Genomic DNA, 13,477 nt, shown 5'->3' with positions numbered 1-13,477 from the left:
GTATCCCGTTCCTGGCGTGTCGGCGCGGGGAATCGTGGTGGCATGACCGTGCGCAGCGTGACGGTGAGTGGGCCGCGCCCCGCCGAGGACGTGTGGGATCGCTATGTGCGTCCGCGGCGCTGGCCCGAGTGGTCACCCCAGATTCGGTACGCCGACCATCCCGCCGAGACGATCGCCCCGCAGCAGACCGGGGTCGTCCACGGGCGGGGTGGCATCCGCGTGCCGTTCCGCATCCTCGACGTCGACGCCACCGGTCCGGTCCGCAGCTGGTCGTGGGCCGTGCGGGTGGCAGGGCTGCGCCTGCATCTGCGGCACACGGTCGAGCCGATCGCCGGTGGGACGAGGGCCGGCCTGGTCGTGTCCGGCTTCGCTCCCGTTGTGCTGCTCTATCTGCCGGTCGCCCGGATGGCGCTGCGCCGCTTGGTCGGCCATCGTCCACGCCGCGCGCCGCTCCCTGGCCGGTGACCTCTCCGGTCTCGACGCCGCTCGCCGGCATGAACCGACCCTCTGCGCCGGCTGGGACGTGGAACACGTCGTCGCGCACCTGACCGCCGCCGCCACGACCGGCCGCCGGCGATGGATCCGCAGCATCGCGCTCGCCGGTTTCCGCCCCGCGGTGCACAACGACCGCCGCCTGCGTGAGCACCTGGGATCGACCCCGCAGGAGACGCTCACCCGATTCCAGGCCGTGACGGAGGCGACGATCGCCCCGACCGGGACACGGTCGCCTACCTCGGTGAAGTGCTCGTGCACAGCCAGGACATCCGAACGATGGCCGGTCGGCGTGCCTACCTCGACCAGCTCGACGGCGAGGGGCGCGACCTCATCGTCGGCCGACGTGCATGACGGCGGCCGGACGCCACCGAGACGTCCGGGGCGATCAGCCGGGGTCGCCGGGCGGGAGTACGTCGGCGAGGAGCGCGAGTGATGGCGCCCGGCCGCTGGCGACGTGCGCGTAGGCGAGCGCCCCGGCCAGTTCGGCGTGCCCGTCGCGGATGGCGGCGTAAAGTCCTTCGTGTTCGGCGCACTGGACGCGGATGTCGCGGTCGGCGGTCATCCGGAACAGCCACTGCATGCGGCCGTTGAGCGGCTGCATCAGATTGCGCAGCAGGCTGTTGCGCGACAGCGTCAGCACGTCGTCGTGGAAGGCGACGTTGGCGGCGGCCGCCTCCTGATCGGCGTGGTTGTCCAGCGCGGTCCGGGCCTGGGTGATGCGCGCCCGCAGGGACTCCAGGCCGGCGGGGTCGCGGTGGGTGGCGGCGAGCTTGGCGGCGAGGACTTCGAGGCTTTCGCGGACGTCGAACAGCTCCTCGATGTCGTGCAGGGTCAGCCGGGTGACCATCGCGCCCCGGCGCGGCAGGGTACGGATGAACCCGTCCGCCTCCAGCTGCGGCAGCGCCTCGCGCAGCGGGATGCGGGAGACCTCGAGCTGCTCGCAGATCTCGCGTTCGATGAGCCGCTGGCCGGGCTGCAGATCGCCCGAGATGATCCGTTCGCGCAGTAGGTGGTACACCTGCGTGGACAGTGATCGGTCCACGGTTCCGATGGACATGCCGGCTCTCCCGTTCTTCCCCGTCAGCGACGGCATCCATTGTCGTCTACCGCGGACCCTAGGGGCTTTGGCATACCAAGCGCCATGCATGGAAAGTCCAGTTTGGCCGACCTGCGGGTGATGTTGTCTGGTCAGGCAACAAGTTTGTTACCGGGTGTTCTCGATGGTGAAGCGCTGCCACCGGCATGTTGTATACCAATCAGCTGCTTCGAACCCCCGGAGACAACATGCTCCGTACCATCGTCGCCACCGCTTCCGCCGCTGTCCTGGTCACCGCTCTCGCCGCCTGCGGAGGTGGCGGCCAGGCCGCTACCGGCACCGCCCGCGCCGACACTCTGATCATCGGCACCGGCGCCACCCCGCAGACTCTCGACCCGCTGCTCTCCTCGGACGTGCAGACCGACCTGACCAGCGTCGCCGCCTACGACACCCTGCTCACCTACGACGACCAGGACAAGCTGGTCCCCAAGCTGGCGACCGCGTGGGAGGTGGCGCCCGACGCCACCGCGCTGACCCTGACGCTGCGCCCGGACGCGAAGTTCCACGACGGCGCCACCGTCACCGCCACCGACGTCGTCTACACCCTCGACCGCGTACGCCGGCTCAACCTCGGCATCGCGACCGCCATCGCCGACTTCAAGTCGGCCACCGCTGCCAGCGCCACCGAGGTCGACATCACGCTGAGCCGGGCCAACGCCGGCTTCCTCGGCGCGCTGAGCCGCATCTACATCGTCAACTCCGCGCTCGTGAAGGCCAACGCCGGCAACGACGACGGGCAGAGCTGGCTCGCCACCCACTCGGCGGGCAGCGGCGCCTACCAGGTCGCCGAGTACCGGCCCAACCAGCAGGTCCGGTTCACCCGGTTCGACGGGTACTGGGGTGGCGCCGGCGAGCGGCCGGCCACGATGGTCTACCGCTACATCACCGAGAGCGCCACGCTGCGCGACGAGCTGCGCCAGGGCAACGTCGACGTCGCCTACAACCTGGTGCCCACCGATCAGCAGCAGTTCAAGGACGCCCCGGGCTTCACGCTCACCGACGTCAAGGGCCCGCTGCAGCTCTACGCGTTCTTCGACACCGCGTCCGGGCCGACCGCCGACGTCCGGGTCCGCAAGGCCCTCCGCCTCGCCTACGACTACCAGGGCCACGTCGGCAACATCCTGGCCGGGCAGGGCAGCGTCGCCGACGGCGTGCTGCCGAACACGATGACCTGCCGCCCGTCGATCCCCGCCTCCGCGCAGAACATCGACGAGGCGAAGAAGCTGCTCGCCGAGGCCGGCGCGGCGAACCTGAAGCTGACGATGTACTACCAGTCGGTCATCCCGGAGCACAACAAGGCCGCCACGCTGCTGCAGTCCAACCTGCGCGACATCGGCGTGACCCTCGAGCTCAAGTCGGTCACCTACCCCGAGTTCGTCAAGGCGATCTCCGACCCGAAGTCGGCGCCGGACATGGGCCTGATCTGGGACTTCCCGCTCTACCCGGACGCCACCTCGATGCTCTACCGGGTCTACGACTCCAAGTTCGTCGGGACCGGCTCCAACTACGGCCAGTACACCAACCCGGCCGTCGACGCCCTGCTCGACAAGGCCGTGAAGGCCACCTCCACCGAGCAGAGCTGCGACTACGCCAAGCAGGTGCAGACCATCGTGAACGACGACGCGGTGTCGATGAACATCGCCAACTCCAAGTACGTCTACGCGCACAAGTCCACGGTCACCGGGTTCGCGTATGCGCCGACGCACACGCTGCTCGACACCACCGCGCTGCACTTCCAGTAGGGACAGCCCTCATGCGCAAACTCGTCGTCAGGCGGTTACTGCTCACGGTGCTGACGATCTGGGGTGTCGCCACCGCCGTGTTCTTCATGATCAAGGCGATCCCGGGTGACGAGGCCCGGATCGCCGCCGGCCGCACCGCCACCCCGGAACAGATCGAGCAGGCCCGCGAACGCCTCGGCCTGGACCACAACGTCGTGGTCCAGTACGGGGACTACCTGTGGCGCCTGCTGCACGGCGACCTCGGGACGTCGGTGGTCAGCTTCCAGCCGATCAGCGCCGACCTGGCCCGGGTGCTGCCGCCCACCCTCGAACTCGTCCTGCTCACCATGCTGATCAACGTGCTGGTCGCCGTACCGTTGGGGGTCGTGTCCGCGCTGCGGCACGGCCGCTCCGGCGACACCGCCAGCCGGATGATCATGGTGCTGGGCGGCGGGGTCCCGGTCTTCTGGCTGGCCCTGATGCTGCAGTACCTGGTCGGCTCGAAGCTGGGCTGGCTGCCGCTGTCCGGGCGCAACAGCTACGGCCTGGAGTCGCCGCCGGTGACCGGCCTGGCCACCGTCGACGCGCTGCTGGCCGGCAACGTCGCCGGTTTCACCGACGCGGTCTCTCACCTGCTGCTGCCGGCGATCGCCCTGTCCGCGCCGTTCCTGGCGACGGTGGCCCGCAGCGTGCGCTCGTCGATGGTGGGCGCGCTGCGCGCCGACCACGTCGCCTTCGCCCGGGCCAAGGGCGCGTCGGCGAACCGGATCGTCTGGCGGCACGCCCTGCCGAACGCGCTGGTGCCGACGCTGACCCTGCTCGGCATGCAGTTCGGCTGGATGATGGGCGCGGCGCTGCTGGTCGAGTCGGTGTTCAGCATCCCCGGCGTCGGCACCTACCTGAACACCGCGGTCACCTCGCAGGACACCTATGCGGTCCTCGGCTGCGTACTGGTCCTCGGCCTGGTCTTCGTCCTGACGAACCTGATCGTGGACCTGCTGCAACTCTCGCTCGACCCGCGGACCCGGGCGGCGGTGAACACATGACGATCCTGCAACTGAGAAGACGCCTTCCGCTCCTCGACCGCATCGCCCTCCCGCTGACCGTGGTCTTCCTGGTCCTGGCCATGGTGGGCCCGTGGCTGGCGCCGCACGACCCGTACCGTGTCGATCTGAGCCAGGCGTTGCAGGCCCCCGGCGCCGGGCACTGGCTCGGCACCGACGCCTCCGGCCGCGACATCCTGAGCCGGCTGCTCGCCGGCGCCCGCACCACGGTGCTGTCGTCGGTGCTGGTCGTGCTCGGTGCGGCGCTGGTCGGTGTCGTGGTGGCCGCGATCGCGGCGGTCGGCGGCCGGTGGGTGGACGAGGCGCTGATGCGCTGCTGCGACATCTTCCTGTCGATCCCCGGCATGATCCTGGCGCTCGGCATCGCCGCGGCGCTCGGTCCCAGCCTGCGTTCGACCATCATCGCCCTGGTGGTCGCCCTGTGGCCGGCGTTCGCCCGGCTGGTCCGCGCGGTGCTGCGCGAGACCATGACCAGCACGTACGTCGAGAGCGCCCGCACGCTGGGCGTCCCCGGCCGGCGGCTGATGTGGCGGCACGTGCTGCCGAACTCGCTGGACAGCCTCTACGTCCAGGCTGCCCTGGACGTGTCCGGCGTGATCGTGCTGATGTCCGGCCTGTCGTTCCTCGGCGTCGGCGCGCAACCGCCGAGCGCCGACTGGGGAGCGATGGTCGCCGACGGCCGCGAATACGTGACCACGGCCTGGTGGGTGGCGACCATGCCGGGCATCGCGATCACCCTCACCGCCGTGGTGTTCGGCCTGTTCGGCGACGCCCTGCGGATCCGTCTCGACCCGACGTTGGGAGAGCCGTGACCAGCACGATGAGCATCAGGAATCTGACCGTCGACGTCGGTGCGCTGCGCATCGTCGACGGCCTCGACCTCGACCTGAACGCCGGAGAGCGGGTGGCGCTGGTCGGCGAGTCCGGCTCCGGCAAGTCGATGACCGCCCGGGCGCTGCTGCGTCTCGACCCGGGAGCCACGGTCGGCGGCTCGGTCCTGCTCGACGGGCAGGACCTGACGGAACTGCCGGAGAAGCGGATGCGCGACGTACGAGGTCGGAAGGTCTCGATGGTCTTCCAGGATCCGACCACCGCGCTGAACCCGTTGCAGCGCATCGGTGACCAGGTCGCCGAGCCGCTGCGGATCCGCGGTGTGTCCCGCCGCGACGCCCGCAGGCAGGCCGCCGAGATGCTGGACCGGCTCGGCGTGCCGCGTGCGACCGAGCGGCTCGGCGCCTACCCGCACGAGTTCTCCGGCGGCATGCGGCAGCGGGTCATGCTCGCCGCCGCGCTGATCACCAGGCCGAAGGTGCTGATCGCCGACGAGCCGACCACCGCCCTCGACGTGCGCATCCAGGAACAGGTGCTCGGCCTCATCGAGCAGTTGTCCCGGGAGGACGGCATCGCGGTCCTGCTGATCACGCACGACCTGGGCATCGTGGCCGGATTCGCCGACCGGGTGGCGGTCATGTACGCCGGTCGCAAGGTGGAGGAGAACACGGTGGAGGAGTTCTTCGCCGCGCCGGCCCACCCGTACGGCAGAGGTCTCCTCGCCTCGGTGCCCCGCGTCGACCGGGAGCTCACCGAGCGCCTCGACATCGTGCCCGGCATCCCGGCGAAACCGTCGGCGCGCCCGAGCGGCTGCGCCTTCCACACCCGCTGTGCCGCGGCCGTCGACGTCTGCCGCACGACGACTCCGCCGTTGTTGCAGGTCGGCACGGGGGTGGCGGCCTGCCACCGGGTCGAGGAGGCGGCGGCATGCTGACCGTCGAGCACCTGACGAAACGGTTCGGCGCGCACACCGCCGTCGACGACGTGTCGTTCACGCTGAACACCGGCGAGGTCCTCGGCCTGGTCGGCGAGTCCGGTTCCGGCAAGTCCACCACGGTCCGCTGCGTCGTCGGGCTGACCAGGCCGGACGCCGGAACCATCCGGTACCAGGGCGTCGACGTGCCGGGCGGCCCGTTCCGGCGCGAGGTGCAGATGGTCTTCCAGGACCCGTACGCCAGCCTCAACCCGCGGATGACCGTCGCCGAGATCGTCGGCGAAGGACTGCACGTGCATGGCCTGGAACGCACCGCCGCCGGTCGCCGCGCCCGGGTCACCGAGCTGCTCGGCCAGGTCGGCCTGGACGGCGGTGACCTGGACCGCTACCCGCGGTCGTTCTCCGGCGGCCAGCGGCAGCGCATCGCGATCGCCCGGGCCCTGGCCGTGCGGCCGAAGGTGCTGATCTGCGACGAGCCGGTCTCCGCCCTGGACGTCTCGGTGCAGGCGCAGGTGGTGAACCTGCTCAGCGACATGCGCCGCGAACTCGGCCTGTCGATCCTGTTCATCGCCCACGACCTGGCCGTCGTCCGCTACCTGTGCGACCGGCTCGTCGTGCTCGACCAGGGCCGGGTCGCCGAGCAGGGCACCCGCGAGCAGATCTACCGCGATCCGCAGGCGGCGTACACGAAATCCCTGCTCGCGGCGGTCCCGGTGCCGGATCCCGCCGCGGCGAGAGCCCGGAAGGAACTCACCCGATGACCAGGATCGGAATGGACGTCAAGCTGGAGGCCACGTACGGGCCGCCGCCCTGGCCGGACGTGTTCGCCGCGCTGGAGGAGGTCAAGCGGCTCGGTCTCGACGGCGTCAACGTGCGCACCCTCTACGAGATCTCGCCGGCCCTGGACGCCGGGTACCTGCGCGACGTCCGGCACAAGGCCGACGAACTCGGCCTCTACCTCGAACTCGGGGTGGGAAAGGTCAACCCGTACATGACGGCCGAGTTCCCGTACATCCGGGCCCTCGGTGGCGGCAGCTATCTGGCCGGCATGCAGCAGATGATCGCCGCGGCCGGCGCCATCGGCGTGACGAATCTGTGGACCGCGACCGGCGGCTTCAAACCGGCGCTGCCCGGCTACTACAGCACCGACCGGTTCCGCACCGACACGACCTGGCCCGAGCAGCTCGCCGCCACCGAGAAGTTCCTGCGCAAGCTGGCCCCCGCACTGCGCGAGCACGGCTGCCGGCTCAACCTGGAGACCCACGAGGAGGTCACCACGTTCGAGCTGGTCCGCCTGGTCGAGGCGGTCGGCCCGGATGTGCTCGGCATCAGCTTCGACAGCGCCAACGTCTTCGTGCGCGGCGAGGACGCCCAGCTCGCCGCCGAGCGGGCCGCGCCCTACGTGCACGCCACCCACCTGCGCGACGCGGCCCTGCACGTCACCGAGACCGGGATCAGCCGCTTTCTCACGCCGTGCGGCGAGGGCGTCATCGACTGGGAGCCGCTGCTGGCCACGCTGCTCACCGCGAATCCGGACCTCAACCTCACCATCGAGCCGATCGGCGTGATCCGCGCCGAGATGACCCTGCACCCGGACGACCCGGTCTGGCTGGCCGGGCACCCGGATCTGACGCCGGGTGAGCTGGCCCGCATCTACCAGGCCGCCCACGCCTATCAGGGCCTCGGCCTCGACGAGCTGCGCACGCCCGACCCCGCGTTCACCCACGACATCTTCGCCACCCGGTGCGCCGCCCACCTGCGCGCCGTGCTCGCCGCAAAGGAAACCGCATGACCTCTCTGCAGGACGCCACCACCGCGCCGGTCCTGTTCCCCGGCGACCCCGGCTACGACCAGCACCGGCGGGTCTGGAACGCCGACATCGACCGCCGCCCGGCCGCCATCGTGCGCTGCCGCGACGCCAAGGAGGTCGCCGCCGCGCTGACCTGGTGCGTGCGGCACGGTCACGACGTCACCGTGCGCGGCGGCGGGCACAACCTGGCCGGTACGGCGGTCATCGACGGCGCGGTCATGATCGACACCGCCCCGATGACCGACGTCGCGTTCGACCTGGACGCCGGAACCGTCACGGTCGGCGCCGGCTGCCGCTGGGGTGACGTGGACCGCCCGGCCGCCGAGCATGACGTGGCGGTGCCGGCCGGCGTGGTCTCGCACACCGGCGTCGCCGGGCTCACCCTCGGTGGCGGCGCCGGATACCTGGCCCGGATGTACGGCGCCACCGTCGACTACCTGGTCTCCGCCGAGATCGTGGTCGCCGACGGGGGCATCCTCACCGTCTCCGCGGACGAGCATCCCGACCTGTTCTGGGCGCTGCGCGGGGCCGGCCACAACTTCGGTGTCGTCACCTCGTTCACGTTCCGCTACGTGCCGCTGCCCGGCCTCGCCACCGTGCGCCAGGCCCTCTACGCCGCCGGCGACCGCCGTGAGGTGCTGCGCTTCTACCGCGACTGGGCACTGGCCGCGCCGGACAACGTCACCACCTACGCGCGGCTGCTGACCTGCCCGCCGTACTGGTCGCAGGTACCGGCCGCCCACCGGGGCGAGCCGGTGCTGTCGGTCGCCACCGTCCACTACGGCGACCCCGCCGCGGAGCCCGCGCTGACCGGGCCGATGTTCGCGCAGGCCACGCCGGTATACCAGAGCCTCAAGACGATCCCGCACGTCACGCTCCAGCACGCCACCGACGACGAGTTCCGCTACGGCATCGGCCACTACTGGAAGCACATCTTCCTGGAGAGCCTCGCCGACGAGGTGATCGACACCGCGATCGACTGGTGCGACCGCTACCCGGGCCGGCCACTGCAGGCGCACTCGAACATCGCCCATCAGATGATCTGCCCGTTCGAGGTGATCGGCGGCGGTGGCCAGATGACCCGCCGCGACACCACCGCGACGGTGATGGGCTCGCACGGGCTGCCGTGGGGCGCGAACATCGGCGCCGACTGGGAGTTCCCCGACGAGAAGCCGGAACTCGTGGCCTGGGCCAAGGGGTTCGCCGACGCGATGGGCCCGTATCAGGGCGGCACCTACATCAACTTCGCCAGCGTGCAGGGCGACATCGAGGTCGCGCGGCAGGTCTACGGCGGCAACTACGACCGGCTGATCGCGGTGAAGAAGGACTACGACCCGGCGAACGTCTTCCGCCGCGGCCTGGTCGACCTGTCCGGCGGTCGCGACCAGTGAGGATCGGCACCGACACCAGCAAGTTCCCCGGCGCCGCGGAGAAGGGCGCGCACTGGACCCTCGACCGCATCCACGAGCTCGGCCTCGACGGCGCCTTCTTCCGGACCGCGTTCGCGCTCAGCCCGTCCCTCGACCCCGGCGAGCTCGCCGAGGTCAGCGCGCACGCCCGTGAGCTCGGCCTCTACCTCGAAGTGGGCACCGCCAAGGTGAACCCGTTCGCGACGCCGGAGGCACCGGAGATCCGGCGGCTGGGTGACGGCGACTACCTGCTCGGCATGCGGCGCATCATCGAGGCACTGGCGGCGGCCGGCGTCCGCGAACTGTGGACCGCTACCGCCAACTACCAATTCAAGATCCAGGGTCTGTACGCGTGTGACCGCTTCCGTACGGACGTGGACTGGGCCGATCAGCTCCGCGCGACCGCGGGAGTCCTGCGCCGCCTCGCCCCGGTCCTTCGTGACCTGGGCTGTCACCTGAACATCGAGACGCACGAGGAGATCACCTCGTACGAGGTGGTCCGGCTCGTCGAGGATGCCGGGCCGGACGCGTTCGGCATCACCTTCGACACCGCCAACGTCGTCGTCCGCGGCGAGGACCCGGTCCGCGCCGCGCACCGGGTCGCCCCCTACACCCGGCAGAGCCACGTCCGCGACGTCGCCCTCGCCTTCACCGACGACGGCATCGGCCGCTTCCTCGCCCCCTGCGGCCAGGGCGTCATCGACTGGCCGGCGCTGCTCACCCCGCTGATCGAGCAGGCGCCGCACGCCACCCTGTCCATCGAAGGCATCGTCCGTGGCCGCGCCGAGATGCCGCTCTTCGTCGACGACCCGGTCTGGCAGGCCGGGCACCCCGATCTCACCGTCGCCGAGCTCGCCGAGATCTACCGCCTCACCCGGTCGTACGACGCCGACCTGGACGCGCTGCGCCGCCCCACCGGCGCCGACGAGGAACTCGCGTTCATCACCGACAGCGTCGATCACCTCCGCACCGTGATCGCCTCAATCAAGGAGACCGCCCGATGATCGATTCGAACGACTTCCCCACCCTCTCTCTGAGCGAGCGGGACCGCCGCTGGGCTGCCCTGCGTACCCTGATGGCCGACAACGATCTCGACGCGCTGGTCGTCTTCGGCTCCGGCCGGGACCTGTGGGACCGCTACCTCACCAACGAGACCCTGCACGGCATCGTCGTCCTGACCGCCGAGGGCGAGCCGACCTACCTGCTCGGCCGCTACCCGCTGAACCGCTACGACGAGCCCGGCCAGGCCTACGAGCGCTGGGTCGACGACTACCGCGTCGGCGACCCGATCGCCGGTCTCGTCGCCTCGCTGCACGAGCGCAATGTCGCCGGCGGCCGGGTCGGCATCGTCGGCCTGAGCAGCCGTGCCGTCGGCGGCTGGGCCGGGTCGATCTCCTACAGCACCTGGCTGCGCGTGCTCGACGGCCTGCCGGACGCGACATTCGTCGACGTCGCGACCGCGTTCGAGGTGCTCGCCCTGGTCAAGAGCCCGGAAGAGCAGCGCATGCTGAGGAAGGCGGCGGCGCTGGGCGAGGCGGCGTGCGCCGCGTTCATCGAGACCGCCAAGCCGGGGGTACGGGAGAGCGAAGTCGGCGCGGCCGTGCTGAACGCCATCGTCGGTGGCGGCGGCTGGGTCCTGCCGCCCAGCCTCCTGCTGCGCAGCGGCGCCTCCCGGTTCGCCTGGGGACAGCCCGAGTGGATGTCGATGGGCGGCGCGCCCCGGCGCCTCGAAGCCGGCGACTCGATCGCCTCGGAGATCTTCGCCTGCTACGGCAGTTTCGAGTCACAGCAGCAGATCGACGTGGTCCTCGGCGAACCCAGCAAGGAGCTGCTCTTCCTGGAAGAGGTCTGCCGGCAGTCGCTGGCCGCCGGCATGGAGGTGCTCAAGCCGGGCATCACGTTCAGCGAGCTCGCCGACGCGATGAACCAGCCCGCCCTGGACGCCGGCTGCTGGAACACCGGACCGCACATCCAGACCGTCTCCGGTGTCATCTTCAACAGCGCCACCCACATGAACACCGAGAAGGACCCGGCCCTGGCGCACCTGCCGAAGCTGCCGCCGGTCGTGCCGCAGGACGGTGACTTCGTCATCCAGGCCGGCACCGCGTTCGCGTTCGAACCCAACGCGCTGTTCGGCGGCAAACGGGTGTGCATCGGCGGCACGGTCATCTGCGGTGAGGACGGCAACGAAGTGCTGAACACCCTGCCCAACCGGCTCGTCGTCAACGCGTAGCTCGTCCGGCGGGCGGCCCCGGAAGACGGGGCTGCCCGCCGCATTCGAAAATGGGGGTTGTCTTGACGCTCGTCCTCACCCACTCCGACGTCACTCACCTGCTGCGCGCCGACCCATCCCACGCGGACGTCCGGGCCGCCGTCGAACGTGCCCACGCCGACCTCGCGCTCGGCCACGCGCTCGTTCCCGCACCTCCCGCCATGAGCATCGGCGGCGCCGCGCTCATCCCGATGGCCGCCGCCGACGGCACCACCGGGCGGGCCGCCGTCAAACTGCTCGCCGACATCCCCGGCAACGCCGCCGCGGGCCTGCCGGTGCAGCGCTCCGCCATCCTCGTCACTTCCGCGACCACCGGCGAATGCCAGGCGATCATCGACGGCCGGCAGGTCACCGCGGTCCGCACCGCCGCCGTCAGCGCCGTCGCGACCGCCCACCTGTCCCGCCCGGAGAGCACCGTCCTCGGCCTCGTCGGCGCCGGGAACCTCGCGATCGAGCACACCCGCACCATCGCTGCGGTCCGCGACATCAGCACCGTCGTGGTCTGGTCCCGCAGCTCCTCGCGCGTCGCCGCCTTCCGCGACGCCGTCGCCGGCCTCGGCCTCACCGTCAAACCGGCCGCCGACGCCGAAGAGGTCGTGCGCGCCGCGGACATCCTCTGCACTCTCACGCCGTCCCGCGAACCCCTGGTCCACGGCGCCTGGTTCGAGCCCGGCCTGCACGTCAACGCGGTCGGCGCACCACCGCGCCGCGACCACCGCGAGATCGACGGCGACGGGATGCGGCGCGCGGACATCGTGGTCGATTCGCTGCCCACCGCCCTCACCAAGTCCGGCGAGGTGGTGATGGCCCTCGCCGAGCAGCACATCACCGAACACGATCTGCGCACCGAACTCGGAGCTGTCATCGCGGGCCTCGCCGCCGGTCGCCGCAGCAGGGAAGCCGTGACGCTGTTCAACTCGGTCGGGCTCGGCCTCCAGGATCTGGCCACCGCCCACCTGCTGCTGGCGAGAGCACAGGCCGAGGGCATCGGTACGACGATCGACCTGTCGGCCTGATCGTCATTCCGCCGCGGCGATCGCCCGCGCGATGGCCCGGGCACTGGACCGCACGAGCGGCGTCAGCGCATGCGGGGAGAACGAGCCGTACCGCACGACCAGGGAGACCGCGGCGATCACCGACTGGTGCCGGTCGCGGATCGGGGCCGCGACCGATATCGCGTCCTCGGTGACCTGCCGGTCGCTGACGGCGAATCCGTTGGCGCGCACGTCGGCCAGCGTGCGCAGCAGGATCTGCGGGTCGGTGATCGTGTGCGCGGTGAACCGGGTGATCGGCGAGGACAGGATCTCCTGCTGCACCTGCTGGGGGGCGTGGGCCAGCAGGACCAGGCCGACGCCGGTCGCGGAGAGGGCGAAGCGGCCACCGACGCGGGTGTGCACGGGCACGGCGTGGCTGCCGGCGATCCGTTCGACGAACACCAGCTCGCTGCCTTCGCGGACGGCGAGTTGCACGTTCTCGTGGGTGACCTGGGACAGGTCCTCCAGGTAGGGCAGCGCCCGCTCCCGCAAGCCCTGCCCGCGCGGCGCGAGCGCGGCCACCTCCCACAGCCGCAGCCCGACGCGGTAACGCCCGGTGCCGTCGCGCTCCAGCGCGCCCCAGGCGAGCAGTTCGGCGGCGAGGCGGTGCACCGTCGACAGCGGCAGGTCCGCCCGCCGCGCCAGCTCGGTGAGGGTGAGCGAGGTGTGCTGCGGGCCGAACGCCTCGAAGATCCGCAGTGCGCGGCCGAGCACCGGTCCGGTGACCGGCCGGGGCTGTGGGCGGCGCCGCTCGTCTTCCGGCACATGCGGAGTCTTCCGTAATACGGAAACAACGGATGGCGAAATGCGA

14 protein-coding genes are annotated in these 13,477 nt (G+C 71.0%); 12 read left to right on the top strand and 2 right to left on the bottom strand.

Annotation, left to right across the window (positions count from 1 at the left end; genetic code table 11):
* Positions 1–42 precede the first annotated feature (42 nt).
* The gene (locus tag EP757_RS43530; RefSeq protein ID WP_197725448.1) at positions 43–465 is read left to right on the top strand and encodes an SRPBCC family protein; all 423 of its coding nucleotides are present in this window, start codon (positions 43–45) and stop codon (positions 463–465) included.
* Positions 377–928, top strand: a complete 552-nt coding sequence (locus EP757_RS43525) for a maleylpyruvate isomerase N-terminal domain-containing protein (protein WP_197725447.1) — start codon at positions 377–379, stop codon at positions 926–928. The genes EP757_RS43530 and EP757_RS43525 overlap by 89 nt, the downstream gene beginning before the upstream one ends.
* Here the strand turns inward: EP757_RS43525 and EP757_RS34400 are convergent.
* On the bottom strand, positions 881–1,552 hold the full coding sequence (locus tag EP757_RS34400) for a GntR family transcriptional regulator (RefSeq protein WP_127552553.1): 672 nt from the start codon (positions 1,550–1,552) through the stop codon (positions 881–883). The two genes, EP757_RS43525 and EP757_RS34400, sit on opposite strands and share 48 nt — an antisense overlap.
* A 227-nt stretch (positions 1,553–1,779) precedes the next feature.
* Between EP757_RS34400 and EP757_RS34395 the strand changes: the two genes are divergently transcribed.
* Genes EP757_RS34395 through EP757_RS34350 form a run of 10 tightly spaced genes read left to right on the top strand, consistent with a single transcriptional unit; the run spans position 1,780 to position 12,648 of the window.
* The gene (locus tag EP757_RS34395; RefSeq protein ID WP_160165972.1) at positions 1,780–3,333 is read left to right on the top strand and encodes an ABC transporter substrate-binding protein; all 1,554 of its coding nucleotides are present in this window, start codon (positions 1,780–1,782) and stop codon (positions 3,331–3,333) included.
* A gap of 11 nt (positions 3,334–3,344) precedes the next feature.
* A complete protein-coding gene (locus tag EP757_RS34390) occupies positions 3,345–4,358 on the top strand; it encodes an ABC transporter permease (RefSeq protein ID WP_127552551.1) in 1,014 nt (337 codons plus the stop codon).
* Positions 4,355–5,188 (top strand): ABC transporter permease, encoded by an 834-nt coding sequence (locus tag EP757_RS34385; protein ID WP_127552550.1) that lies wholly within the window; start codon positions 4,355–4,357, stop codon positions 5,186–5,188. Before EP757_RS34390 ends, EP757_RS34385 begins: the two co-directional genes overlap by 4 nt.
* Complete coding sequence (locus EP757_RS34380; RefSeq protein ID WP_197725446.1) at positions 5,185–6,141, top strand: ABC transporter ATP-binding protein; 957 nt, start codon at positions 5,185–5,187, stop codon at positions 6,139–6,141. The genes EP757_RS34385 and EP757_RS34380 overlap by 4 nt, the downstream gene beginning before the upstream one ends.
* On the top strand, positions 6,135–6,902 hold the full coding sequence (locus EP757_RS34375) for an ATP-binding cassette domain-containing protein (protein ID WP_127552549.1): 768 nt from the start codon (positions 6,135–6,137) through the stop codon (positions 6,900–6,902). The genes EP757_RS34380 and EP757_RS34375 overlap by 7 nt, the downstream gene beginning before the upstream one ends.
* Positions 6,899–7,933, top strand: a complete 1,035-nt coding sequence (locus EP757_RS34370) for a sugar phosphate isomerase/epimerase (protein ID WP_127552548.1) — start codon at positions 6,899–6,901, stop codon at positions 7,931–7,933. Before EP757_RS34375 ends, EP757_RS34370 begins: the two co-directional genes overlap by 4 nt.
* The gene (locus tag EP757_RS34365; protein ID WP_127552547.1) at positions 7,930–9,342 is read left to right on the top strand and encodes an FAD-binding oxidoreductase; all 1,413 of its coding nucleotides are present in this window, start codon (positions 7,930–7,932) and stop codon (positions 9,340–9,342) included. Before EP757_RS34370 ends, EP757_RS34365 begins: the two co-directional genes overlap by 4 nt.
* Positions 9,339–10,364 (top strand): sugar phosphate isomerase/epimerase, encoded by a 1,026-nt coding sequence (locus tag EP757_RS34360; RefSeq protein WP_127552546.1) that lies wholly within the window; start codon positions 9,339–9,341, stop codon positions 10,362–10,364. The genes EP757_RS34365 and EP757_RS34360 overlap by 4 nt, the downstream gene beginning before the upstream one ends.
* Complete coding sequence (locus EP757_RS34355) at positions 10,361–11,593, top strand: Xaa-Pro peptidase family protein (RefSeq protein ID WP_127552545.1); 1,233 nt, start codon at positions 10,361–10,363, stop codon at positions 11,591–11,593. The genes EP757_RS34360 and EP757_RS34355 overlap by 4 nt, the downstream gene beginning before the upstream one ends.
* A gap of 50 nt (positions 11,594–11,643) precedes the next feature.
* The gene (locus tag EP757_RS34350; RefSeq protein ID WP_232050150.1) at positions 11,644–12,648 is read left to right on the top strand and encodes an ornithine cyclodeaminase family protein; all 1,005 of its coding nucleotides are present in this window, start codon (positions 11,644–11,646) and stop codon (positions 12,646–12,648) included.
* Between the two features lie 3 nt (positions 12,649–12,651).
* On the opposite strand, the gene EP757_RS34345 is transcribed toward EP757_RS34350, so the two are convergent.
* Complete coding sequence (locus EP757_RS34345; RefSeq protein ID WP_232050149.1) at positions 12,652–13,431, bottom strand: IclR family transcriptional regulator; 780 nt, start codon at positions 13,429–13,431, stop codon at positions 12,652–12,654.
* Positions 13,432–13,477: the final 46 nt, after the last annotated feature.

Origin of the sequence: Actinoplanes sp. OR16 (assembly GCF_004001265.1) — a bacterium.
Lineage (GTDB): Bacteria > Actinomycetota > Actinomycetes > Mycobacteriales > Micromonosporaceae > Actinoplanes.
This window is presented reverse-complemented; position numbering and strand designations above follow the sequence as displayed.